At 38.3% G+C, this 24,196-nt stretch carries 23 protein-coding genes; 6 read left to right on the top strand and 17 right to left on the bottom strand.

The features are described from left to right. Nucleotides 1-38 precede the first annotated feature (38 nt). Nucleotides 39-2,090, bottom strand: a complete 2,052-nt coding sequence (locus V1497_RS02130; protein ID WP_349409347.1) for a nitrous oxide reductase family maturation protein NosD — start codon at nucleotides 2,088-2,090, stop codon at nucleotides 39-41. 153 nt (nucleotides 2,091-2,243) lie between these two features. On the opposite strand from V1497_RS02130, the gene V1497_RS02125 reads away from it, so the two are divergent. After that, entirely contained in the window at nucleotides 2,244-3,410 is a 1,167-nt protein-coding gene (locus V1497_RS02125) for a DUF4317 domain-containing protein (RefSeq protein WP_349409346.1), read from the top strand. Between the two features lie 85 nt (nucleotides 3,411-3,495). Here the strand turns inward: V1497_RS02125 and V1497_RS02120 are convergent, their stop codons facing one another. After that, nucleotides 3,496-3,864 carry a hypothetical protein gene (locus V1497_RS02120; protein ID WP_349409345.1) on the bottom strand — a complete coding sequence of 123 codons (369 nt, stop codon included), beginning with the start codon at nucleotides 3,862-3,864 and terminating at the stop codon, nucleotides 3,496-3,498. Between the two features lie 114 nt (nucleotides 3,865-3,978). Then, the gene (locus V1497_RS02115; protein WP_349409344.1) at nucleotides 3,979-5,202 is read right to left on the bottom strand and encodes an MFS transporter; all 1,224 of its coding nucleotides are present in this window, start codon (nucleotides 5,200-5,202) and stop codon (nucleotides 3,979-3,981) included. Between the two features lie 401 nt (nucleotides 5,203-5,603). Here V1497_RS02115 and katG point away from each other — a divergent pair, with 401 nt between their 5' ends. Both katG and V1497_RS02105 read left to right on the top strand, forming a co-directional pair. Beyond that, nucleotides 5,604-7,844: a catalase/peroxidase HPI gene (katG, locus tag V1497_RS02110; RefSeq protein ID WP_349409343.1), complete on the top strand. Its 2,241-nt coding sequence runs from the start codon at nucleotides 5,604-5,606 to the stop codon at nucleotides 7,842-7,844. Between the two features lie 372 nt (nucleotides 7,845-8,216). Then, a complete protein-coding gene (locus V1497_RS02105; protein ID WP_349409342.1) occupies nucleotides 8,217-8,582 on the top strand; it encodes a hypothetical protein in 366 nt (121 codons plus the stop codon). A gap of 680 nt (nucleotides 8,583-9,262) precedes the next feature. Here the strand turns inward: V1497_RS02105 and V1497_RS02100 are convergent. Further along, entirely contained in the window at nucleotides 9,263-10,054 is a 792-nt protein-coding gene (locus tag V1497_RS02100) for a hypothetical protein (protein WP_349409341.1), read from the bottom strand. Continuing rightward, nucleotides 10,032-10,301, bottom strand: coding sequence for a helix-turn-helix transcriptional regulator (locus V1497_RS02095; protein ID WP_349409340.1), 270 nt, complete (start codon nucleotides 10,299-10,301; stop codon nucleotides 10,032-10,034). Before V1497_RS02095 ends, V1497_RS02100 begins: the two co-directional genes overlap by 23 nt. 89 nt (nucleotides 10,302-10,390) lie before the next feature. Here V1497_RS02095 and V1497_RS02090 point away from each other — a divergent pair, with 89 nt between their 5' ends. Together V1497_RS02090 and V1497_RS02085 are read left to right on the top strand one after the other, a co-directional pair. Next, nucleotides 10,391-11,695, top strand: a complete 1,305-nt coding sequence (locus V1497_RS02090; protein WP_349409339.1) for a class I SAM-dependent DNA methyltransferase — start codon at nucleotides 10,391-10,393, stop codon at nucleotides 11,693-11,695. Then, nucleotides 11,695-12,360, top strand: coding sequence for a hypothetical protein (locus tag V1497_RS02085; RefSeq protein WP_349409338.1), 666 nt, complete (start codon nucleotides 11,695-11,697; stop codon nucleotides 12,358-12,360). The genes V1497_RS02090 and V1497_RS02085 overlap by 1 nt, the downstream gene beginning before the upstream one ends. Before the next feature lie 320 nt (nucleotides 12,361-12,680). Here the strand turns inward: V1497_RS02085 and V1497_RS02080 are convergent, their stop codons facing one another. From V1497_RS02080 to rlmD, 5 genes are all read right to left on the bottom strand, one after another. Beyond that, on the bottom strand, nucleotides 12,681-13,790 hold the full coding sequence (locus V1497_RS02080; protein WP_349409337.1) for an SAVED domain-containing protein: 1,110 nt from the start codon (nucleotides 13,788-13,790) through the stop codon (nucleotides 12,681-12,683). Between the two features lies 1 nt (nucleotide 13,791). After that, nucleotides 13,792-14,202 carry a Mov34/MPN/PAD-1 family protein gene (locus V1497_RS02075; protein ID WP_349409336.1) on the bottom strand — a complete coding sequence of 137 codons (411 nt, stop codon included), beginning with the start codon at nucleotides 14,200-14,202 and terminating at the stop codon, nucleotides 13,792-13,794. 67 nt (nucleotides 14,203-14,269) lie between these two features. Continuing rightward, nucleotides 14,270-16,093, bottom strand: coding sequence for a ThiF family adenylyltransferase (locus V1497_RS02070; protein WP_349409335.1), 1,824 nt, complete (start codon nucleotides 16,091-16,093; stop codon nucleotides 14,270-14,272). Continuing rightward, complete coding sequence (locus V1497_RS02065) at nucleotides 16,094-17,134, bottom strand: nucleotidyltransferase (RefSeq protein ID WP_349409334.1); 1,041 nt, start codon at nucleotides 17,132-17,134, stop codon at nucleotides 16,094-16,096. 272 nt (nucleotides 17,135-17,406) lie between these two features. Then, nucleotides 17,407-18,786: a 23S rRNA (uracil(1939)-C(5))-methyltransferase RlmD gene (gene rlmD / locus V1497_RS02060; RefSeq protein WP_349409333.1), complete on the bottom strand. Its 1,380-nt coding sequence runs from the start codon at nucleotides 18,784-18,786 to the stop codon at nucleotides 17,407-17,409. A gap of 139 nt (nucleotides 18,787-18,925) precedes the next feature. Here rlmD and V1497_RS02055 point away from each other — a divergent pair, with 139 nt between their 5' ends. Beyond that, entirely contained in the window at nucleotides 18,926-19,105 is a 180-nt protein-coding gene (locus V1497_RS02055; protein WP_349409332.1) for a hypothetical protein, read from the top strand. A gap of 986 nt (nucleotides 19,106-20,091) precedes the next feature. On the opposite strand, the gene V1497_RS02050 is transcribed toward V1497_RS02055, so the two are convergent. The 7 genes from V1497_RS02050 to V1497_RS02020 form a co-directional block, all read right to left on the bottom strand. Then, nucleotides 20,092-20,637, bottom strand: a complete 546-nt coding sequence (locus V1497_RS02050; protein WP_349409331.1) for a hypothetical protein — start codon at nucleotides 20,635-20,637, stop codon at nucleotides 20,092-20,094. Nucleotides 20,638-20,780: 143 nt separating this feature from the next. Beyond that, nucleotides 20,781-21,185 (bottom strand): hypothetical protein, encoded by a 405-nt coding sequence (locus tag V1497_RS02045; RefSeq protein ID WP_349409330.1) that lies wholly within the window; start codon nucleotides 21,183-21,185, stop codon nucleotides 20,781-20,783. A gap of 186 nt (nucleotides 21,186-21,371) precedes the next feature. Further along, on the bottom strand, nucleotides 21,372-21,692 hold the full coding sequence (locus tag V1497_RS02040; RefSeq protein WP_349409329.1) for a hypothetical protein: 321 nt from the start codon (nucleotides 21,690-21,692) through the stop codon (nucleotides 21,372-21,374). Nucleotides 21,693-21,957: 265 nt separating this feature from the next. Next, nucleotides 21,958-22,584 (bottom strand): flavodoxin family protein, encoded by a 627-nt coding sequence (locus V1497_RS02035; protein ID WP_349409328.1) that lies wholly within the window; start codon nucleotides 22,582-22,584, stop codon nucleotides 21,958-21,960. A 76-nt stretch (nucleotides 22,585-22,660) separates the two neighbouring features. Beyond that, the gene (locus V1497_RS02030) at nucleotides 22,661-23,182 is read right to left on the bottom strand and encodes a hypothetical protein (protein WP_349409327.1); all 522 of its coding nucleotides are present in this window, start codon (nucleotides 23,180-23,182) and stop codon (nucleotides 22,661-22,663) included. Between the two features lie 48 nt (nucleotides 23,183-23,230). Continuing rightward, a complete protein-coding gene (locus V1497_RS02025; RefSeq protein WP_349409326.1) occupies nucleotides 23,231-23,587 on the bottom strand; it encodes a hypothetical protein in 357 nt (118 codons plus the stop codon). Nucleotides 23,588-23,605: 18 nt separating this feature from the next. Beyond that, a complete protein-coding gene (locus tag V1497_RS02020) occupies nucleotides 23,606-24,136 on the bottom strand; it encodes a GrpB family protein (protein ID WP_349409325.1) in 531 nt (176 codons plus the stop codon). Nucleotides 24,137-24,196 lie beyond the last annotated feature (60 nt).

The raw sequence follows: 24,196 nt of genomic DNA, 5'->3' as shown, positions 1-24,196 counted from the left end.
ACGGTTCTCTTGCCAATGAGCAGGAGGACCGTTTTTTCTTACTTACATATGTCAGGCGGATCGCTTTTCATACAGCGATTATCAAGAAACGTGTTGTTCGGGTTTTCCGCTTTAATGTCGACCGGACTATTTTCCACGATCGTATTGTTGGAAACGAGGTTGCCGGTCGCTTCCACAGTCAACTTCACTCCGCTGCCGTTATTTTGTGCGAGCGTGTTTTTCTGAAGATTATTGAAATCGCTATTCATGAGAACACCGGACTTCGAGTTCGAGCGGATTGTATTCCCCGCTACCTCCGCTCCATCATTATCAAGTCGGACGCCATTTCCGTTCGCATACAACAGATTCTCAATGATCGCACCAGACCCTAGACCCGCTACTTCATACACCCCGTTCTGTCTATTCCCGATCATTTCATTGTTATAGATAAAATTGAAGCCGGCATTGTCGGCGATTCCACTCTGAGCATTGTTTTGGATCCGGTTATGCGTGATCGTGCTGCCGACGGTCGTACTCCCTTCAAAGTTAATGCCATTCCCGCCATTCGCCGATATATCATTGTCGACAATCCACGTGTTCATCGCTTTGATCGTGATCCCGTGACTTTTCGCTTTGCTGATGCGGTTTTTCCACATTAACGTTGAAAACGCGAGTGACAGCTCGATTCCGTTCCCGTTCGTTATATTATGAATCGTATTCTCCGCAAGGGATATCCCGATTCCTTTTACACTGATTCCGGTTTGCGTGTAATTTTGGATCTTCAATCCTTGGATTTGTATGAGATTGGAGGAAATGTCGAGCGCCGTTTTCAGCTTCCCTTCCCCATCGAGAATAACCCTGTCCCCATTGGCGATGATGTTGATGCCTGACTTCGCTAACGGGATCGTAATTTCTTCTCGATAGGTCCCATTTTCCACAAGGATTGTATCCCCTGGAGCTGCAGCATTCACCGCATCCGAAATCGTTGTGAAGTCTTTCGGGACATGAAGGACACCTACCTTGCGGGATGTATACTTTTCAGCAGGAAGAAATGGCGAGGTGATGATATGGTTCTGGAGAAGGGTATTGTTTGGATTTTTAACGACTATGTCCTCTGGTCGGTTCCCTTTGAACAGGTTCCGTAAAAGGAGGTTTTTCATCGCATCCTCTGAAAGTACGACTCCGTTATTTTGATTTCGGTTCACGTCGTTCAACGTCATCACATTAAAACCTGAATCGATCCGTACCCCAGCCTTGCTATTTTCCGTGACATAAGTGTCGAGAAGCGTGTTTCCGATCGTCTTAACATGCACGCCATTTCGTTTATTCCGATCAAGCTGATTGCCGATCGACATCGAACCCCCAATACCGGATGGTAGACTGAGGCCCTCTTTCCCGTTCCCTTCAATTTTATTATTAAAAACAAGGTTGAAGCCTTGGTCCTCTAGCACACCATTCTCTTTGTTGTTCCGTATCCGATTCCCAACGATATGATTGCCGATCGTTTGGATATGAACACCGTTTTGACCGTTATGGCTGAATTCATTGTCAACGACCCACACGTTTTTCGATTGGAGATTAATCCCGTCCAGCCGTGCATGTGTAACATGATTTTTCCATATCAAATTAGAGAACGTCCGCTGATCCAGTTGGATGCCGTGACCTTCAATTACTTTCGAAATGGTATTGCCAATCAGCTTCACACCATAAACACCCGCGACTTCAATCCCAGCTTTTACGAAGTTTCGGATTGAGAAGCCGTTCACTTCAATGTTGTTAGCCGATAAGGTGAAGCCTGTATCCAATCGGCTCTTCCCATCCAGGATGACTTCGCTTCCCACCGCGATGATTCGTAGGGACGTTTTCGTCGAGGGAACAGAAATGCTTTCATGATACGTGCCATCGGATACTAGAATCGTATCACCGGATGAAGCTTCCTCTACCGCCCCCATAATTGTCGTAAAATCCTTCGGCACACGGATGACGCGCACTTGATTCGTTTCGGTACTATTCTTTGTTTTTGTTGGAATGCTGTTTCGATAGTCTAATACTGAAGCGTTCCAGTCATTGAACAGCTTCCTTAAGCTCGGGTCTAGCTTTGCATCGGACATATTTTTTCGCACCTTCTCAAAGTATTTTCATTATACTTGTACCAGTGTATGTCCTGAACGCTCACATGTTTGTGTCTATACCTAAAACAGCTCTACGGTGTTAAAATAGAAGAATCGTTGTTTATGAGAATGCATTATAGGAGTGGATGGTTGATGAACAAAAAAGACATTGCCGGCCTTCGCCGACAACTGAAAGTCGATAACGATTTATTGAAGATCTCAGACATCTTTAACGTATATATCATGAAGGAAACAACAGACATCTATCACTACCAGAGCCAGCCGTTTGAAATGCTCGATCGGGACCAGCAGGAGCTTTTCATCAAGAATTTCAAAAAGCTGCTTACCGGTCAGTTGAACGAGAAGCTGTTTGAGCTGAAGTTCAAGCGTGAAGCCGAAAGCCAGCTCATTTTACATAAAGGCTTATTGAGCAGCGGTGTTGAGGATTGGATGGATCAAATGCTTCTGATGACGGAAAAAATGATCAAGGACAATCCGTATGAAAAGGATGTCGTGATCACCTTCATTAAGGCCGAATACCTGAAGCCGATGAAAAAGCGCAATGATGAAGCCGAGGAAAGTGAACGGGACGCGGTTTACTCCCACCCCTTCATCCTGTGCAGCATTAATAAAACACAAGAAGCGAAACGGGAGTTGGTGTTCGACTATGTGGAAAAGGCGTTCAAGTACAACATCGACGTCGACTCCGTCATTGACCTCGACACCCCGATGACCGGTTTCCTCTTCCCTTGCTTTTCGAATGGCGCATCGGATGTGAACCATGTTTTATATTCGGCAAAGAAAGCGAATGAACCGGATCATCGTTTTACCGAAGACGTGTTGAACAGTGAACATACGATCACCGCGAAAGAGGACAAAGAGGTGTTTGAGGAAGTAATCAAGGATGTGATGGGCGACCAGCTCACCCCTTCTACCCTCGCGAACGTCTACCGGGAAATCAACACGATGGTCGAGGAAAACGAAGAGGATGAAGAACCGAAGCTCGATTACAAGAACGTCGAACGCGTCCTGAATCAAAGCGGCGGCAGCGAGAAAGTCGAATCGGAAAAAGTAAAAGCCGCTTTTGAACGGATTACCGCTAACGAATCATATGAGCTGAAAGCAAGCAGCGTCGTACCGAAATATAAATCGAAGTCTATCAAAATCCAAACGAAAGTCGCGAACATCTCCATCAGCCCGCAAGACCTCGAATACGTAAGACAAGTCAACTACAAAGGAAAACGCTGCATCATGATCGAAATTGAGGAAGATGCAGAGATCGAAGGGTTCAAAATGCTGCCGGAGGCGTTTGGGGAATAAGTAACAGATGGAACATCAAAAAAGCTTAAAGGAAACTTCCTTTAAGCTTTTTTCTCTTCATTAAACTCTACTAATAGCTTTTAGGCTATTTCTCCAACAGCACAATATGCTTCCCTATTGGTGCTGCTTTTCTTTCTTCTATACTGTGACTTTTATCAGTCGGAGAGTCCCAAACGGCTACTTTGTTTCCGATAGCAAGTTTTTGATCAATGGTTATGCCGTTTAACTGTACCCAATAGCCTTCATCTTTTGCTACACCATTTAGAGCTTTCTTTTTCGATATGTTTTCAACGACTTGAAAAACCTGGTCTTCATTATTAATCCTCGTTATATGTCCGATTATGATCGGTTCTTCTGCAATGATTTGTGTTTCTGGCAACGAGCTTGAGAGTGAATTTGAACACCCCGATACGAATAGAAGAGAAATCATTAATAGGTTTATTGCATATTTCACTTTAAATCCCCCAGTACAACATAGCAATTTATCCCAAATACTTCCTAGTAAGGTATTAAACAAAAAGAGGCGTAATCCTTCAAAGATCAACGCCTCTATGAAGATATGAAATTTTTATTCCTCAAAACCTAATGAAGAAATCGATCTTTTCAAGTGTAGTTGAGCAAATGAAATGCCACTATTAATCAACAATAGACCTGCACAAAACAGTAAGCCGAGGATTGGATTGAACCCTTCCGATATCAATCCCGCAAATCCATTAGCTAGTATCACAACAATTCCACTTAACAGGATCCCTCCACTACTTATCCTCGCTAAAAATTGATTTGTCGTAACCGTTTGCCTTGCTGCACCGTTTACCACAAAGGCCATTGAAAGTGCTCCATCAAACAAGATCATGCCTACAAATGCTCCCCACATCGTAGAAGAAATAGCGATTAGAAATACGCCCATACCAGAGCAAAGCATTATTGAACCATAGAGTTTGTTCCAATGAGCTTCTTTCAGTCGTGCCATCACAAATATAGCAATCAAGTTTCCAATACCTGCTCCAGAAAGTAATATGCCTGTTTGAAAAGCGGACAAGCCTAATTCCTGTTTGGCTGTTATAACCACAAGTAGTGTTACTGCATGGGTAGAAAAGTTCAGAACAGAATGGTTGAAAGAAATAAAGCGTTGTATTTTCGTGGAAAATAGAAGCTTTACCCCTTCTAATCCGTCTTGCAGGGATTGTTTCTTGTCGATTTTACGTTCTTTGCTTTTAGAGAAGGACTTTTCCCCTAATTTTAATAACCCAATACTCGCAAAGGATAATAGGAATGTAAAAGCATCAATCCCTAGCGTTGCAGCAGCACCGATTGCTGAGAGTAGGAATCCTGCCAGGATCGGCCCTATTAACGTACTAACAGCATCAGCAGCTTCTAAATAATTGTGTGCATCAACAAGACGTTTTCTACCTGTTATCCCTGGCAATAAAGCGTTAAGTGAAATGCGAAAAAATAATCCTGCTAAACTCGTTACAAATAGAATAGAGCAGATAACTAAGAGATTGAATTCACCGAATAAAATAACTACAACAAGCAAGGTCATCATGATTGTACGGATCATTTCTGATAACATTGCTATCTTCTTCTTAGATCTGTTCTCTATCCAAACACCAGCTGGTAAAGAAAACAATAATGGGGCAATTTGCGTGCTTATTGCGACAATAGCTGCTTTTAGCGGTGAATCCGTGACTTGTAGAACAACCCACGGAATAACGAGATCACTAAACCGACCTCCAAAAATTGAAACAAGTTGACCTAACCATAAAATAAGGAAGTTTCTTTCTTTGAACATTGCTAACACCTCTTACGAAGATTCCTGCTAAACGTTTATGAAGTTACTTAAACCAACCGATTAAATTACATCGCTTTACCATCCTCTATCATTTTTAGGTCAGGTCATCTATCAGGGCATTCATCTACGGCTTCTTTTTAAAAAACAATTAAGGTTCTACATCTCTATTTCAACAAATTTTTCCAACGTCCTTCGTTTTTCGTCAACATAAATCACACGGTTAACCTAGAGTGGATTATTTTCTCTGAATGTTTTAATCTATCATTTTATTTTTCTGAAAATTTTTACTATAATAGGAAATAGATGAAAAACATTTTTCTTTTCAAATGATTCCTACTTTAGTATTATTATAATGTAATATAAATTATAATGAATTTCACTATATGAGAGGAGCATGCTAGATGGATAAGAATGAAATGCATGACAGTAAAGCGGGTGCTGGTCAATGTCCATTCACTGGCGCGAAAACGAAGGAAGAAACTGCCGTCACGACGACTAAGGTTGGTACGACGAACAAGGACTGGTGGCCAAATCAGTTGAACTTGAACATCCTTCGCCAGCATGACAAGAAGTCGAATCCTCTCGGAGAAGACTTCGATTATGCAGAAGCGTTCCAAAAGCTGGACTATGACGCATTGAAGCAGGATCTTCATGACCTGATGACGGACAGCCAGGACTGGTGGCCTGCTGACTATGGACACTATGGTCCCCTCTTTATCCGCATGTCTTGGCACGCAGCCGGTACATACCGTACAGGCGACGGACGCGGTGGTGGCGCAAAAGGACAACAGCGTTTCGCACCGCTGAACAGCTGGCCGGATAACGCGAACCTTGATAAGGCTCGCCGTTTGCTATGGCCGATCAAGCAAAAATACGGAAACAAGATTTCATGGGCCGATCTACTTGTCCTAGCAGGTAACGTCGCGATTGAATCGATGGGCTTGAAAACGTTTGGTTTCGGTGGTGGACGTGAAGACGTTTGGCAACCGGAAGAAGACGTCTACTGGGGTAATGAAACTGAATGGCTCGGTGACAACCGTTACTCTGGCGACCGCGAGCTTGAAAGTCCGCTTGCTGCCGTTCAGATGGGGCTTATCTATGTAAACCCTGAAGGACCGAACGGAAACCCGGATCCAGTTGCCAGTGGGCACGACATCCGTGAAACGTTCGCCCGCATGGGAATGAACGATGAGGAGACGGTTGCCCTGATTGCCGGTGGACACACATTCGGTAAAGCGCACGGTGCTGGCGATGCGGAAGCCCATGTCGGACCAGACCCGGAAGCTGCCGATATTGAAGATCAAGGCTTCGGCTGGAAGAGCACTTACGGAAGCGGTAAAGGCCGTGACACGATAACGAGTGGTGTTGAAGGTGCTTGGACGGCGAATCCGACGCAATGGGACAATGGTTATTTCGACATGTTGTTCGGCTACGAATGGGAATTGACGAAAAGTCCAGCAGGTGCGAACCAATGGAAACCTATCAACCCGAAAGAAGAGCATCTTGCGCCAGATGCTGAGAATCCTTCTATAAAAGTTCCGACGTTTATGACGACAGCCGACATGGCATTACGCATGTTCCCTGATTATGAAAAAATCTCCCGCCGATTCCATGAGAATCCTGATGAGTTCGCAGATGCCTTCGCTCGTGCATGGTTCAAGCTTCTTCATCGTGACATGGGGCCTAAGTCAAGATACCTCGGACCTGAAGTACCGGAAGAGGAATTGATCTGGCAGGATACGATTCCAGAAGTGGATTATGAATTGTCAGAGGCTGAAGTAGAAGAACTAAAAACGAAGATTTTAGATTCTGACCTATCCGTAAGTGAGCTCGTGAAAACGGCTTGGGCTTCAGCAAGCACATACCGTGGATCAGACATGCGCGGTGGTGCAAACGGTGCACGTATCCGTCTTGCTCCTCAAAAAGATTGGGAAGTAAACGAGCCAGAGCACCTGGCTAAAGTGCTTTCAGTGTATGAAGAAATCCAAAGCCAGCTTGATAAAAAAGTAAGTCTTGCTGATTTAATTGTGCTTGGTGGAAGTGCCGCTATCGAAAAAGCAGCAGCAGATGCAGGCGTTAACGTAACTGTTCCATTCGCAGCTGGACGTGGTGATGCATCACAAGAGCAAACCGACGTCGAAAGCTTTGAAGTACTTGAGCCAATGGCAGACGGATTCCGTAACTATGAGAAAAAGGAATACACGTTGAGCCCAGAGGAACTGTTAGTGGACAAGTCTCAGTTGCTCGGACTGACAGCACCGGAAATGACCGTCTTGATCGGTGGTATGCGTGTACTCGGTACCAACTACAAAGGCACAGAACACGGCGTATTCACAGACCGGGTCGGCACACTCTCAAACGACTTCTTCGTCAACCTGCTTGATATGAACATCGAGTGGAAGCCAGCAGGCTACAACCATTACGAAGGACGCGACCGCAAAACAGGCGAAGTCAAACGCACCGCAACACGCGTCGACCTTGTATTCGGATCGAACTCCGAACTCCGCGCCCTAGCAGAAGTTTATGCACAAGATGATAACAAAGAGAAGTTTGTGAAAGACTTTGTGAAAGCATGGACCAAGGTTATGAATGCAGATAGATTTGATTTGAAAGCTAAGAAGTCTTCGGAGATGTATGCGTAAGATATAAACTAATGTTAAAAAACACCTTTCCAGGGATGCCTAAAAGGCATTAGGTAAGGTGTTTTTTCAGCTATACTCTTTTAGAAATACCTCATCCATTATAGTCTCAAGGAACCTCCTTCGTAATTACAAGGCTACCATTAATATATACCTCTTTAATTTTTAGTTATACAATTTTTCGATAATAGGTATACCTAAAGTATTACACATAGTTATTTAAATCCAAGGCATGTAAACGCACAATTAACTACCCTTACAGGGTGGCATATTGTGCCCTATTTATTTTTTTACAAAAAGATTTAAAGGGTATTATGTATTAAGGTAGAAATTTATTACATCCCCAATATCAACCTCGAAAGGAGTACTCCTAAAATGAATACACCTGTAATGAAAGAAGCTTATTCAATGCTGTATGAAATCGAAAATCACTTACGTATAATTGTAAAAACAAATATGCAAAAACAGTATGGCTACCATTGGGTCTCCATACTCTGCGAAAAACGAGATGAACATAATTCTTACTTCCACGAACTTGTAGCTTTTTTCGGAAGATACCCTCAAGTACTATCACATTTTAAAACAGAACAATTAATATTGCTTCAGCAATTAACTCCCATAAGAAATAAAATCGCCCATACTCATTTAATATCTCAAACTGATTACGAACTCTTAAAGAAATGCTATAAATTTGTAATTAAGCAACCTATCGTTAAACGTAAAAAGTTTATAAAAACATGATAGGTATGACTTAGTATTTAGTGGTTCACTTTACTCTCACACCATGAGGGTTTTGAGCACTTTATATCTTCCAAATAAGGAATAATAATGCAGCCACAAATATTTTTAATCTATCTGTATTAATGGACATATCCTGATTTGTTTGCTAGATTTTAATAATTTTTTTGTTCTTGAACTTCACAATAACATAGTATCTAAAAAGCATTTATCTACTCTTCTATAGCAATGAATATTCCATATTTTATCATTAAAGGTGATTAATCCTTGCCGAAGAGTCCCATCATGTTTTTTACATAATTATGATGATTTTAAACCTATGTTTGAGGAAGAGGAACTGATTATCAAAGTCAGTATGTTTTTTGATTAAATAAAGGACAAATAATAATATGTTCTATTATTATAGAAAAGCTGGGTTAGAAATATCCCAGCTTTATATTAATAAAAATCCGATATGACACTGTTTATTATAATTGACGCTATGAAAACCTGTTGCAACTAACTTAGTATTCTATGTGATTTTGACATAACTCGATCTGTAATTTGACCAATGTTTTTTCGAAATTTTTATTTTGCTTATTATAAGTTCTCTTATTTACACTTCTTCATATCAAATAAAGCCTTACTAAAAAGCTAATCTATTAAGCTACAAACCACTGTATATCTAAATAAGGTTAATTGGTTCAGTTTTTCTGTTTATGAAGTGCTATAAATTTTTGTAGCGGAAGATAAGGAATTCGTTTCAATTTACCGAAATTTGTATCCTCATTGAAATCTAAACCTTCCTCTTCTTTTCTACCGTAAGTAGAGAAATTAAGTTTTTCGTTCTTCTTTAACTTCTCCTTACCAATTCTACTGAGTATAGTAGGCGTATCGTAATTTCCAAACCATCTGCCCCCACAATCCTCCATCCTTTTATCTCTTGCATTAATACATTCTATTACTGGAAACAACCCTATATCCATAATTGTAGGAGAGTAATACCCTTTCCTTTGTTTATTTTCTTCCAGCTGGTAGGCAAGAACTAGTAATACATCTCTATCAGGGATTACATTTTTCACAGTGACCTTTTGTGTTAATCTAGCAGAGGGCTCTCTTGGAGTTGGTGGCTTTTTCATTTTCACCTCTGGGTTATCAACAAACAATAGTTTCAACTCCAACCTCTTTCCTGATTCATGTAAAAAATCTGGATACCCCTCTCTATTGCCTAGGATTCCATCATGTTTCGTTATTCCAATATTAGGGAATTCCTTGCCTTGTTCGGTTGTTGGAATAGTATGAAGTACCGGGATACATGAATCCATTAAAGTACCAACCATAGTACCAACTTGAGATGGCTCTAATCCTAAAAGAACAGATTCAGGTACTGCTAATATGTCAAATTGCACCCCTATTAGGGGGTCTAACATCTTTCTAAGTTCGGCTAATTCTTCTTGTGTTACTGTTTTTGAATCATTCATTGATTCCGCTTTCACAATTATCATCTCCTAATTTTAAGTATTTATTTGGAATAATACTCTTCCATGAAATATTTAATTGATTTGTCCATATAAAAAATTCCAGAACATCAATTTTTCGCTCGCAATTTTCCACCTTTGAAATAATGGATTGGTTTATATTAAGTTTCTCTGACAATTCTTTTTGAGTTATGCCAGCTGAAATCCTAGCTAAGCGTAAGCGTGTAATTATTTCTATGTAATCTTCATTATGGATATTGTTCATATTTTCCATCCCCTCATTATTTATGTTATTTCTCATACTCCGATATTCAAAAATCGAATATTCTCATTAATTTAGACCGTGGTCTTGAAATGGATTTGGAAGCATGCTATGATGTTTTTGAGGTGATACTATTGGGGAAAAGACATGTTACCCTTCCTGATAAATTAGAAGGACTCTTCATTAGGTTAGAGGAGATTGTTCTAGCGAATTCTGGTGAGAATGATTTCGAAGAAATTCTAAAGCTTATCATGGCAAAGCTTTGGTGTGAAAAAAATGAAACTGAAGATTATATTGATTCTGGCACATCAGATGACACCGTAGCTAGAGTAAATAAATTGTTATTTGAGATGAATAAACATTGGAAAGGTGTATTACATGAAGATAGAACAAAATTAAGCCCTGGACATGTTGATGTCTGCGTAAAACTATTAAATAACTATAAGTTGTCTGAATATAGCTTTCAAGCCTTAGATGCTTTTTTCGAATTTATTGTTTCAAGAACCTCTAAGGGATCGAAAGGACAATTTTTCACTCCACGATACATAATAGATTTTTGTATTAAGATTATAGCACCACGTTACCATGAAAATATTTTAGATCCTGCAAGCGGTTCAGGCGCATTTCTTCTTCACTCCTATAACTATTATAATGACCACCATAATTCAACAGGGCATAACTTATGGGGATTTGATTTTGATGAAAAAGCCGTACGTGTTTCTAAAGCACTTATGTATATTTCAGGTGTTTCACAAGCTAATGTGCATAAAATTAATAGCCTGATCCTTCCTGAGTTACAAGAGAATTTATTTATAGAGAATGTTGCCAGTATAACATCTATAGAGGATTGTTTAAGAATAAATAAATGTGGCTTTAAAAAATTTGATATAATTGTTACCAATCCCCCATTTGCGGGCGAAATTAATGAAAGTAAATTCCTTGACAATTATGTAGTAGCAAAAGGGAAAAGTAGAATTCAACGAGATGCGTTATTTATTGAACGTTGTATAGAGTTGCTAAACCCTGGTGGTAGGATGGCTATAATATTACCAAACAATAAGTTTGGATCTAATAATTGGGCTTATTTACGTAAGTGGATTCTTCATCATGCAAAGATCGTTGGAGTAATCGGACTACCAAGAAATGTGTTTATGCCACATACTCCAGTTAAAACAGGGATACTCTTCCTTCAGAAGAGAAAGAATTCAGTAACAAATATTCCTAACGAAGAGATTTTCTTCGGTATCAGTGAACTAGCCGGAAAAGATAGTAGAGGTAATCTTCAATATAAAACTGATGACCAAGCTTTTGAAAATGTTGATCATGATCTTGATGAGATATATAAAGACTTTAAACAATTCATTAGTCAAAATTATTCAAGTTGGGTGAACGAATAATGGCAATTTCCACAACAATACAGGTATCTAATTTAGATAATGGTTTTATCCTTTCTGCTGAGAGATACCATCCTGGAAGAAATATAACCATTAAAGCATCAGAGTATATACCACTAAATAAGGTGGCCAAAATATCAAATGAGCTTTTTAGTAAAAAGAATTTAAAAAACCTCCAAAGTAAATTGTATTTAATAAATACAGGAGATGTAGTTGATGGAAAAATTATCGGTAACAAACCTTTAACAAATAACATTAATAGTACAAAAAAAATTATAAAACAGGGGGATATAATAATATCCCGATTAAGGCCTTACCTAAGGCAAGTTGCTTATGTGGATAATATACATGAAAATATGGATGAGATTACCAATGTTTGTTCAACTGAGTTTTATGTACTTTCACCAATTGACACTAAAGAGTCAATCGCATTTTTAGTTCCTTATTTGCTATCACCGCAAGTTCAACAAGTTCTCTCCAACGCTGTTGAAGGTAGCCAGCACCCTAGATTTAATGAAGATGTTCTTATGTCTTTGAATATTCCTGTTCATTTAATTAACGAACAGGACTCCATATCGAATGGAGTAATAAATGCTACCAAAAAATATAGAGAATATGAAAGAAAAAGCAGTGCATTAATCCACTCTGTTTCCTGTTATCTTAGATAAGTTAGTTCTAAAAAAGAAACCTAATTAATTTAGGTTTCTTTTTTAGATTCTTTTCAACATGAAGTTAATAAATATTTCCAAAGAACTAACTGACGAAGAACTTTTTGCTAGACGCTTCACAAGTTAATTAAGAAAATTGAAGTAACAAAAAACGGAGTAGTTTTAGTATCACATTACAACATTTTCATGTATTCTTTCTAAACCCCCAATTCTTTTTAATAATAAATAATGATGTTAATAACTTTTTTCTCCTATATAGTCAGAAACATTTAGTATATTTATAATTTACTCCAGATTATTTTCTTCTAACGATTTACAACTTAATTTAATGAAAAGGCATATTGATATCGAGGCTTTACCCTTCTATCAAACTGATATAACCGTACCTCTCCCCAAATTCTTGGGTTTATACCTCTACCAATTTCTAGAGCTAATCCAGCTGGACCAGCTAAAAACAAATGAATTCTCTCATAGTCCAGATCTTGTATTAAGGATTCAACTTGCTCCTTTACTATTGATTGAATTGATTTAACATCATTACGATATAGTACTCGTTTTACACCAGGGTTATTAATAGTAAAAGATAGATAATCAAAGTTATTGCTTATAGCCTCTTCTACATCTTTCACTTTGACTTTTCCACTTATTGATACCAAAACAGCTAGGTCTTCTACCCCATTTATTTTTGATTCTTGCTCTACTTTTATTTCTTCATTCTTAGTTTCTTCTGGTTTATTCATCACCCAAACTTCATTTTCCCTATCAAATTGATAAACACAAAGGGAGATAGTATCTGTAAGAAGGAAGCCCATATGTATCAATAATGGAATCGGAGACAATGGAAATACTTCCGCTACATCCACATCTCTTTCTCTTACGAGTTCCATAAAGTCATCCAGTAATTCTTCATTATTTCTTTTGGCATTATTCCAACCTTCAGTAGATGAATCTACGAACTCGATTTGATCCTCTAAGGCTTCAACCAATAGGTATGGGATTTCTCCGTCGTATCTTATTTCAGTTATCGGATTTCCTAATTTTTTATAAATTAATGCAACACTTTTTTTCTTTTCTGCCGCTGACCAAGACGACACCCATTCTTCGTGGTTTTTTTTCATCTGAAATAATCGATCAGGTGGAAATTGATCTCTAGTACGTTCATCGTCTATTAATTTTGAATGATAATAGCACATAAGCATAAGGTTAGATACATCTTCTAAGGTTGCTTGTGTGTAACCGTATTCCTCCATATATTGATGTCGAGCAGAGTTTTTAGCGTGACCAATTATGTGGGCTTTAATTCCTATGTTAGTTAATGAACCATTTGTATTTTCAATTAACCTTTTTGAGCAACCTTCAAATGAACATATTCCACCAGAAACCATCCATAAGTGATAATTTTCTGCACTTGTTAATTGTCTCCTACTCAAATTAGTCCCTCCTAGGTAACTCTACTATTCTTTTATTCTTTTTTTGACCATACCAAACTTTTATTTCCTTAGTTCCAACAATTAAAAAGAATAAAATATCCGACTCAAAATCTAATTTTAATATTCTCATCCAATCTTTTTTATCAATAGAAGAAGGGGTAGGTATTCTTTCCGGGTGAGTATGCCACTCTCCCAAGTAGAAGCATCGACCTTCTGCCTTTTGCCAAATATTATTAAAATATTCTTGGTGACCTTCTGGAGTCCGTATAAAACGATATCTTTTTCTTGTGTCGGTAGGCATAGGTTCTGAAGTATCATCTATAATAAAGTTTTCATTCTCCAAAAGAATCCTTCCAATTAGGATTCCTCCGGCTTCTTTGTCAAGTTGACTGAGTTGTCGGTACCTCTGCATTTTTGCTTCTGCTTCAGGTCGGATAAATAAGATTCGTCCATCTGGTAGTTTATATAATAGCTCCTCCTTAATGTGAATCCTTCCTTTCTATTGAACAGACTATACAATTTTCGTCCTTGTAGAGATATCTTGATTTATACAAATCTTCTAGACTAAATGAATAACGAGTGGTTGTTTCAAATCCCTGTTCTTTAAATGTTACAATTTCCCCTTTCCAGGAGAGTAACGGATTATCATCTAATTTTCCCAATAACACTTTAATCCCCGTATCTACAGTTAACATCGCTGTACGTTCACTATCCATAAAATTATAAGGAGTAAATACCGATCCACATCCGGTTACAGTTTTCGAAAACTCTTGAAATGGTTTAGCGAAGGCAGATCTATTGAAAATAGGTTGTTCTCCATCCGCCTTAAACAAGCATTGATAACAACCTTCTTTTACAGAATTTAACGTAACAAGCGTATGTCCCCCTATTCCTAATGGTTCGACCCAAGTGTATAGTACAGGAGGTGGGTTATTTTGTTGTATCATTTTTCGATTAATAAGCATTTCTTGATTTGGAGCACCTATGGCTACTACTACTAAATCTATTTCATTTAAATCAATCTTTCCTTCTTCCCATACTTTCATATATTCGTTTGGAAAGGATTTAACAAGTGTAAAAGGATATTTCCGATTTATTTCTTCCTTAATACCTTGTACTTTAGGTTTGTTATAAAAACCTAATTTTTCATCCACATCAAATACTTGATCACAACCTAATGCGTGTCTGTGTATATTGTTCAATTCAAGTACATCATCATCAATTAGAGAGATTTTTCCTACACCGGATTTTGCAAATCTAATTGCAACTTCACTACCAATTGAACCGGCACCTACTATAAGGACGTGTTTGTTAGATAATAATGTATTTCCTCCGGTTCGATTTATCATATGATTGGGGTGCCATCGATGTATTTTTAATTTTAACAGCTTTGGGTCTTTGGGCTTTAATGTAAAAGGATGTATTTTTCCCATAACTTTATTTTTGGCATTAGGCAGATGTCCACTAATTACGTAACCAAACAATGCTGTATTCTCATTAGGAAGAGGCAAGCCTATTACAATAAAATCTATTCCAGCTTTAACATTATTATCAGGACTTTTGAGAATTTTTCGAAAGATCCTTTCATTACACGGTGTTAAATTATCAAAAATTATATCCTTAAGTGTTTTAAAATTCCATTCTTCTTTAATTGGTGGTTTCAAAAAGGTCTCAGGATTTAAAGGAAAGTAAATACAACGGTATCTGTCTGCTTTATCAATATCTATATGAAATACTTTTTTAATTACTTGCTTTAAAGGTTGATTTTTTTCTCCTGCAATCAATAAAGAACTATCCTCTTTTAACTTGTTCCACCAAAGTTCCAGCATTCGTACGGTTTGGTTTTTTGTATCTATATGACTATATAGAACTGTGGGTACGCCTCTCTTCCAATATTCTTCAAATTCCAGGAGAAAATCTATTTTATTGTCACCTCTTACACCGTCTTCGACTACACTAATTACCTTCTCTAAGCAGTTTAATAGAATTGATGCAGGATACCTTTCATCAATAATTAATGTTTCGCTTCTTGTAAAGCAAAGGAAACCATCTAGTTCCTTGTGAGGTATTATGCCAAAATGGTCTTCTTTATCAAAGAACATCGGAAGCATATTTGGAAATGAATTAGGAAAACCCACCTTTATTACAGTGGGCTCGCCATTTACTTCTATTGATAAATTAGCTACAGTTTCACATCCCCTATACTTTCCAGGATCAATATTACTTATCAAATCAATATTATTTATAATACTTTGGTCAATGTACTCTAACTCTTCTTTTATCTTTTGAATTAAACAAGGCATCTATTCCCACTCTTTCGCAGATTCTGAACTTGGTATCACTGCTTTTGCTGCTGATCTTTTTCCTGTAGCAGGTCTTGGGGGGACAGGAAAATCATTACCAAACTGCTGCTGTAAAATTTCTGCAGCATCTGTAGGATCTGACTTCCCTCTTGCTTCTTTCAGTGCTTCTAAAAGATTTTCTAACTTCTTCTTAAAAGTAGTCATTTGTTTATAGGTCATTTTCTCAAATAATTCTGGCCAAGGTTCAACTGGTAGATTTACGTATAGCCTAGGCATAGAAACATATTCTCCATCAATCTCCACAAAATCATACGTGAACCGAGAAAGTATTTGATCCACAACATTAATTAATGCATCTAGATCTCTATAAGATTTTGCTCCGGTAAATGGATCGACATCTTTTTGAATACATAACCAATGATATATACAGGATGTAAGGGCAATCCCAGTAGGCATACCATTTCCTTTTGTGAATTTTTCATCTTTCCACCTTTTTAAATACCTTACTATACGGCGAAATTGTTTGCGGTCATCTACATCAGAAAGATGGTCTCTTATCTCTTTGATCAGATCTTTAGGATTAGATAAATCCCAAAAGATATCATCTTCATTACTAGTAGGCTTTCCTTTTGCAAGATATGTTTTTCCATCACTGTTAGATGCTGCATATATTGCAATATCAACGTGATATCCTGCTGAATAAGTGACTGTAACACAAGGCTTTTTAATTTTCACATTGTTTGTATGATCACCAATAGCATCAAACACCAATTGTTTTGCTTCTAGAGGTGTTATGTCATCTTTTGACATATCAAAATATAATCCAACATCAATATCATAATCGTCATCAATTGGTTTAATACCGGTATGCATTGCATACGATCCTTGGTTAAAGATTTCAAAAGACTTATAGTTTCCTTCTGGCATATGTTCCTTAATACGTTTTATGATTATATCTCGTTTACTCTTAAGTAATTCATTTTCTTCTTTTAACCTAATTTTGTTGTGAAATTCATTGAATTGGGTTTTACATAACACCATATGGAACACCCTCCTAAAATTTACATAATTTTCTATATTGTAACACAACTTTTATTCGAATTAGAGATTTTATTGTAATATTTCAATGAGAAATGTTAATAAGGAGGAATATATAAAAGTATAAAATGTGAATTAATATAGGAAAGATCTCCTTATTTTTCTAATTAAAAGGCAGCGGGTTTATTAATCCCCACTGCCAACTCAATTACTTAATAAGATTATAAAGTATTTTAAAAGTCCTAATAACAAACAATAAAATAATACCTATATATTTAGTTGACTTTTCTTATGATTTGCGCTACACATTCCACATGCGTAGTATGTGGAAACATATCAACAGGTTGAACTTGTTGGGTTTCGTATCCGCCTTCTTCTAGAATGGCGAGGTCCCGGGCTAAGGTTGCTGGGTTGCAGGATACGTAGACGACGCGGTTCGGTTTCATGTCGAGAATAGTGTTGAGCAGAGATTCTTCACAGCCTTTTCGTGGTGGGTCGACGACGATGGTGTCGGCTTTTATTCCTTTTCCATACCAGGCTGGGATGACGGTTTCCGCTTCCCCTACTTCAAATTCCACGTTTTCCATTCCGTTCAGTTCTGCATTTCGTCTTGCATCTTCAATCGCTTCTGGAACGATTTCGACTCCGTACACTTTGTTCGCTTTTTGCGCGAGGAACAACGAAATTGTACCAATGCCGCAATAGGCATCGATGACCGTTTCATTTCCTTCGAGCTGTGCGTATTCTAGTGCTTTGTCATAAAGTACTTTCGTTTGGGTCGGGTTTACTTGATAGAAGGAACGGGCAGAAATCGCGAATTTGATGTCCCCAATCGTGTCGTAAATATACTCATCGCCCCAAAGGACTTCGGTTTTGTCTCCGAAAATGACGTTCGTTTTCTTCGGATTGATGTTTTGTACGATCGATTTCACATTCGGAATGCGCTCGACGATGTCTGCGACAATGTTCTTCTTATTCGGTAGTTCTTTTCCTTTCGTAACGAGCACGACCATAATCTGTCCGGTGTTTTGGCCGTATTTCGCGACGACGTGACGGAGCGTTCCTTTATGGGAGCGTTCGTCATATGCCCGGATGCCGTAGTGGTTGGCGATCTCTTTTACCGTCTGGACGACAAGGTCGTTCGCTTCCTGCTGGATGAGGCATTCCTTCATGTCGATGATGCGGTGGCTTCCTTTTTGATAGAAACCAGTGATCAGTCCGCCTTCTTCCTCACCGACCGGGACTTGCGCTTTGTTCCGGTAGCGCCACGGGTCGTCCATACCTAAGACCGGCAGTACATTCACGTCCTTCAGCTTCCCGATCCGTTCCAATACGTCTTGGACTTGCTTGCGCTTGTATTCGAGCTGTCCTTCGTACGTCAGGTGCTGAAGCTGACAGCCACCACATTGCTTGTAAATTGGGCATGGTGGTGTTGTACGGTGCTCGCTTTCCTTCGTCACCTCCAGCAGCTTGCCGAACCCGAAGCCTTTCTTCGTCTTGATGACCTTCACTTTCGCTTCTTCCCCTGGTAAGCCTCTTGGTACGAAAAGGGTATAGCCGTCGACCTTCGCTACACCTGCGCCATCATGGGAGAGATCCTGGAACGTGACGTTCACGATATCGTTTTTTTGGACGGGTAATGCTTTCTTGGACATGTTTTTTCCTTCTTCCGCTCGTAAAATTCTTATCTGATTGTAGCACAAATAGCGGTCTGCAAACAAAATTGGCTGATGATTTTTCCATGGATGTTTTTGGGCATACTGAATCGTAACGATAGGAGAAGAGGTGGTAAGCATGCAATTTGTTGCAGCGCCGTTCATGATGGCAGTCGTCGGGTTCTTTGCAGGTTTTGTCCAGGGAGGTCTTCCAACTGCCCTCAGCTATGGAATCGGCTTTTTCATTGGCGGGTTTCTGTACAGAGTACTTCGTCATCTGATTGTTCAAAACGTGAAAAACGTCAGCCCTAAGCGTTAGTCGCTCAGGGCTTGTTTTTTGGTATCATGGAAGTATGATGATTCCTTTTGAGGTGATGTGATGCGCTCGTTTGGTTCCCCGTTATAATGTCCGTTACCGCTTTTATCGTCGCATATTTTTTCAGCGGTCTTGGAAGCGGCATTTTGTCAGGACTTGGCATGTTAGCAGGAGGATATTTCGGATATTATCTGACTTCTAAAAATAAGGACACTAAGCGGTAGAAAAGAATTTTAGTGAACTTCGGATATTTGTAAAAGCTGTTCAATCTCATTATGCAGTTAATGCAACAAGTCCAATGACAAGCAATGCTGCAGCGACTATAACTACTACACTTATCAGTCTTTTACCTGCATCTACACGCTGATCATGTGCTCCGTTACTAAACAGATATATTTGTTTAAAAATTCCACCTACAACTAATAAAACTACTCCCCAAAATAAGTGTACAGATGCTTCAAAGATTTCTAAATCGATTAAGAAGAAAGTTATCGAGTAGAATATACATAAAGTAATAACAAGCCATTCAGTAATCTTATCTGATTTTGATCTGCTCAAAAATAGCATTACGATTCTATATAGCGCGATTATCCCTAGCATAATAGCAAAATATATTAATGGTATCGTTTGTAGTGCATATATCGTTGTTGTCCCCTTAATTTCCAGTTATTTTCGATGCTAACTTACAATGCTCCGATTATGGATTACTATTTTTTATTATTATCTAGTTCATTAACCTGTCTTTCTAAATTACGAACACGTTCTTTCAATTCTTTATTGGGTTCACTATACCTCTGGGAAATCCCCCTAAATAATACGATTACTGTTAAAAATAATAGAATAAAAGCTAAAAACGTCCAGATTAAAAATTCGTTGAAGAAAGTCAATAATAAACACTCCTTATTACTTTTTAATACCGGCTTAAGCCCCTTAAACTTTCTTCCTGGATTATCGCCTCTTATTATGGAATGAGCAGCAAAGAATTTGTGTTATTCTATTGAGTTGCCGTTCTCATCGTAGTAATTATAAGTAAATCTCATTTCTTTTTCCTTTGGTAACTCAATCCATGTTGCCGAGTTCTTATTCATATCAAATTGTTCCACAAAAACATAACCATTAACATTTAATTCCATTTTAGCAACTTTATTTTCTTTGGTAGTTACTATAAGAAGTAATAAGTTGAATTTACCTTCTTCGCCATTTCTATTGTGAATTAAAAAATCAGAAAGAGGTCCTCCACTTCTTTCGGTACCCTTCCACTCGTAATTTCCATATTTATTTTTTACAAAGTGAATGTAACCAGGTCTTCCATTATCTACAAATGGAACTATCCTTTGCTCCCCTATATCTTTAATCTCTATTAATTCAATAGTTGAATTCTTATGCATATCTATAGATTGTATTGTTTTGATTATAGATTCTTTATCATTACCATTGAGATAAAATGAACTATTCAAATAAATATAAAGAAATATAACCCCTAATAAAGACACAGTAACTATAATGACAACCAATTTTTTATTCTTTATAAGCATACAAGCCCCCATAAAACTTCCCTTTACTTAATACCAATTATTTCAAAATATTAGACCTAACTCAATCATTAATTTAATAAGAAAAAAAAGACACATCCTATTCTGGATACGCCCCGTTTCTAGAGTAATCAACAATATTTTTATTAGTTATCTTCTCTAATATCACATAAATCGTATACACCGTTCATGTTAACGCCTTGATCATATTCAATAAGTCCATAAACATATCTAGTATTTTTAATTTTTAATATACCCTTTTCACAATCCTCAACTTTCTTTATTTGATAGTAAATATAAGAGTCTTTTCCATTCCCTTCAACATTGGTAATTTCAATAAAGTTCCCATTTGCATAATCTTCTCTCTGAAAAAAGAACAATAATGTATAAGTGTGGTCGCCTCTTGCAACCGACTGAGTAATTCCTCTAGTAAAGAATGAAAATATATGCATAAATTTCATATATCTAATAAAGAATTTTTGGTGATTATTTCTTGGATTGTTAAAGTCCATTTGTTTATATTCTAATGTTCTAACTTTCTTTTTTAACATGTAATACACCTCCCAAATTTGTCTCTGTTGAGGAGTAAAGAAAGATATCAAAAGGATAATATTTAACTATTGTTTGCCCATACCAAAACTTCACTGGTAACGATATGAGGGCAATCGCAATGAACATTAATTTTGGTGCTATCTATCCCTATGGTTTTTCTATGTTCGATGATATTTATGATCCCTCTATTTCGTAACCGCTTTGCGACGATATACGACTAAAGTAATTGCATTGGATATGATCGTAACAATAAGTAGTAATGCTGAAATGAAAACAACAGCACCAGTTGTATCCATCAGTGCAGACCAATCCTCAATTCTTACCAGATGATAATTATAGTAGAGTTGAAAAAATATTGAACCAGCACAAGCACTAATGCTTGTAAAAGTAAAAACTATCCATCTCTTATTCTCCTGTTTATTATCACTTATGAGGTTAATAACAGGAAGTATCCAAGCAATAAGTCCAAGTATGAGACTAGCAATGTTAAGCCAACCGTAATCCATAATATATGTTCCTTTCGTTTTTCATCTTTTCTTATTCAACGAAACTGACCTTTTGTTGAATAACAATCATCAATATAGCACACCTGAATTTTAACATATATTTCTAGTTCTCTTGGGACATCCGACAAAATCACAACACGATATGAATCCATATGCTTATTAACATCTATATTTAACAATGAAAAAACGCACTGTGAATTTCTTTGTGAAATCCAGTGCGTTTTGCTTCGATATTTTTTTGCAGTAGACTCTTATGGTTTGTTCGTTATTCCATCGTATTGCCTTCTGCTGGAATTGGGTGTTCTCTCAGCATGCGGGCGAAATGGACGAGGTTGTGGCTCATTGTTTTGATGTTTTTCTGCGTGAATTCATGATCTTCACCGCCTGCTTCTATGTAGGATGGTCCTGGTCCAGCCTCTCCTACCCAGTATGGATCGACGTTCGGCGGGATGGTGAATCCGATATGGGAAAGGGCATAAAGGATGGAGCATGCCGCATTTTTCGCACCGTCCTCGTTTCCTGTGATGACGACACCTGCCACTTTGTTATAGAAAATGGATTGTCCTTTGTCGTTCGTGAATCCACTTGCTCCATATAGGCGTTCAATCGCAAGAGCTGCAACACTGCTTTTTTCACCGAGCCATAGAGGAGTCCCGAAAATCACGATGTCCGCGGCTTTCACTTTTTCAAAGATTTGCGGCCAGTCGTCTCCTTCTCCGGCATCATCGGTGATGCCGTACTCGATGTTATAGTCAGCTAGACGGACGATATCGACTGTCACGTCTTTACTTTTCAGGATCTCAAGCGACCGGTCGATCAGCGCTTGCGTATTGGATGTCTCATCACTCGATTTCAATGAACAGTTCAAGACTAGTGCGTGTAAGTTTGCCATGGTTCTCCTCCTTCAATTTGTTCGTATAGGGTTCATTCCCTAAAAAGAGGAACGTTAACCTTGGCAAGCTTTGGTATTATAGCTCTTGCTTATTCAGCTCTTCGAAATAGCGTTGTATCTGATCAAATTTATTCTGGTAATAAGGTTCTCCACCAGCCTTGTAGACCGTATTGAGTATGAGCGACAACCTTTGATTCTTTTCTTTTAATGATGAGAGGGTCTCATCATCGAGTTGTTTGTTATGCGGCAAAAGATTGATCATTTCAAATACATCCTGAAGCAACACATGATTGAGTATTTGGGTATCTACTTCGTAATAATAGGAAACGGCGTGTAGCGCTTGTTCATTCATGGCAATACATTGCCTGAGATATAGATAAAGATCCTCAATGTCGTCACTTGTTGCGTTCTCCACAGTTAGTCGATTTATTCGTTCGTTAACCTCTACCAAATGATTCATCATAACTGGGAACTGATGGGCTTGCTGCATCATCTGGTGGTTTAGCTGCCTGATTTGTTGTTGCTGATAGATATGAAATCCCGCCGAGATGGTTAACAAAATGCTTAATAGAATCAGGATCGTGTTTTTATTTTTCATCGGTACTCCTTCTCGCTAAAATCTATTCCATTCAAAGTAACTGTCGTTTTACCATTTCACTTTTTCCGGGTCTCTACTTTGGACCTCAGTTAATATGATTTCTCCATTTCTTGCATTAATCTGCGTATTAATCATCACCCAGCCCTCCCAGTTTTTCAATTCGGTATGACTGTAAAAAATAACGGAATAGATGGGTGTCTTATCCTGAAAGAAAAACTGGAGCTCAGGTCTATTACTCTCGTATTTTCTTACTTGAATCGACTTCCCTTCAAAGTTTATATAATTATCTGTGGCAATTTGAATCGCATCTTCTTCTGAGATCTCATTGAAGGCTGAATAAACGAAATATATAAATCCTAGGATGACGACTACACCAAAGAGTAACACGCTCAATTTCTTGTTCAACTTCCAATATCCCGACATTTAGCTCGATACTCTTTTCTTTAAGATTTGGTCGACGAATGCTTTCTTTTCGTCTGTATACGTTTTTTCATCGGTTGGGTATTTGTTTGCGAGCTGTACTTTATATCGTTCGTATTCGTGTGCAGTGTCTGTATGCTGAATCAAATAATCTCTGAAAAAGGTATGCTCCTGCCACCAGGTACCGCCATGCTCCACAACATGAAGGATGTGGGTCTTCGTCTTGTCCTCTAGGCTTGAGAACTTCGCGAAGACGACCTTTCCCTCCCTCTTGACCTTCAACCGATAAATGCCTTGTGCTTTCAATTTTTCAAGGTCGAATGATTCGACGTCCTCCATGTCTGATACGCCAACAAGGATATCAATAATCGGTTTCGCTTGAATGCCGTTGATGGCGGTACTTCCGATATGCTGTATGTCGATGATGTGGTCACCAATGATTGATTCCAGCAAGTGTTTCTCCTCTTCAAATAATCGTTTCCAATCTTGTTCGTGGCTGGCAAGAACGACTCGCCCTTTATTCACTCCAAGCACAGAATCCCTCCATAAAAAGTATAATTGGCATCCTCATCCATTTCTTGGTGTGGTCCAAAT

This window comes from Pseudalkalibacillus sp. SCS-8 (assembly GCF_040126055.1).
Lineage (GTDB): Bacteria > Bacillota > Bacilli > Bacillales > Fictibacillaceae > Pseudalkalibacillus > Pseudalkalibacillus nanhaiensis.
Note: the sequence above shows the minus strand (reverse complement) of the source record. Positions and strands in the feature narration are given on the sequence as shown.

Excerpts from the sequence above, each read along its gene's own strand:
- V1497_RS02130 (WP_349409347.1), bottom strand. The coding sequence starts at position 2,090 with ATGTCCGATGCAAAGCTAGACCCGAGCTTAAGGAAGCTGTTCAATGAC.
- V1497_RS02125 (WP_349409346.1), top strand. The coding sequence starts at position 2,244 with ATGAACAAAAAAGACATTGCCGGCCTTCGCCGACAACTGAAAGTCGAT.
- V1497_RS02115 (WP_349409344.1), bottom strand. The coding sequence starts at position 5,202 with ATGTTCAAAGAAAGAAACTTCCTTATTTTATGGTTAGGTCAACTTGTT.
- katG (WP_349409343.1), top strand. The coding sequence starts at position 5,604 with ATGGATAAGAATGAAATGCATGACAGTAAAGCGGGTGCTGGTCAATGT.
- V1497_RS02105 (WP_349409342.1), top strand. The coding sequence starts at position 8,217 with ATGAATACACCTGTAATGAAAGAAGCTTATTCAATGCTGTATGAAATC.
- V1497_RS02095 (WP_349409340.1), bottom strand. The coding sequence starts at position 10,301 with ATGAACAATATCCATAATGAAGATTACATAGAAATAATTACACGCTTA.
- V1497_RS02090 (WP_349409339.1), top strand. The coding sequence starts at position 10,391 with ATGGATTTGGAAGCATGCTATGATGTTTTTGAGGTGATACTATTGGGG.
- V1497_RS02085 (WP_349409338.1), top strand. The coding sequence starts at position 11,695 with ATGGCAATTTCCACAACAATACAGGTATCTAATTTAGATAATGGTTTT.
- V1497_RS02075 (WP_349409336.1), bottom strand. The coding sequence starts at position 14,202 with ATGCAGAGGTACCGACAACTCAGTCAACTTGACAAAGAAGCCGGAGGA.
- V1497_RS02070 (WP_349409335.1), bottom strand. The coding sequence starts at position 16,093 with ATGCCTTGTTTAATTCAAAAGATAAAAGAAGAGTTAGAGTACATTGAC.
- V1497_RS02065 (WP_349409334.1), bottom strand. The coding sequence starts at position 17,134 with ATGGTGTTATGTAAAACCCAATTCAATGAATTTCACAACAAAATTAGG.
- rlmD (WP_349409333.1), bottom strand. The coding sequence starts at position 18,786 with ATGTCCAAGAAAGCATTACCCGTCCAAAAAAACGATATCGTGAACGTC.
- V1497_RS02055 (WP_349409332.1), top strand. The coding sequence starts at position 18,926 with ATGCAATTTGTTGCAGCGCCGTTCATGATGGCAGTCGTCGGGTTCTTT.
- V1497_RS02050 (WP_349409331.1), bottom strand. The coding sequence starts at position 20,637 with ATGCTTATAAAGAATAAAAAATTGGTTGTCATTATAGTTACTGTGTCT.
- V1497_RS02045 (WP_349409330.1), bottom strand. The coding sequence starts at position 21,185 with ATGTTAAAAAAGAAAGTTAGAACATTAGAATATAAACAAATGGACTTT.
- V1497_RS02040 (WP_349409329.1), bottom strand. The coding sequence starts at position 21,692 with ATGGATTACGGTTGGCTTAACATTGCTAGTCTCATACTTGGACTTATT.
- V1497_RS02035 (WP_349409328.1), bottom strand. The coding sequence starts at position 22,584 with ATGGCAAACTTACACGCACTAGTCTTGAACTGTTCATTGAAATCGAGT.
- V1497_RS02030 (WP_349409327.1), bottom strand. The coding sequence starts at position 23,182 with ATGAAAAATAAAAACACGATCCTGATTCTATTAAGCATTTTGTTAACC.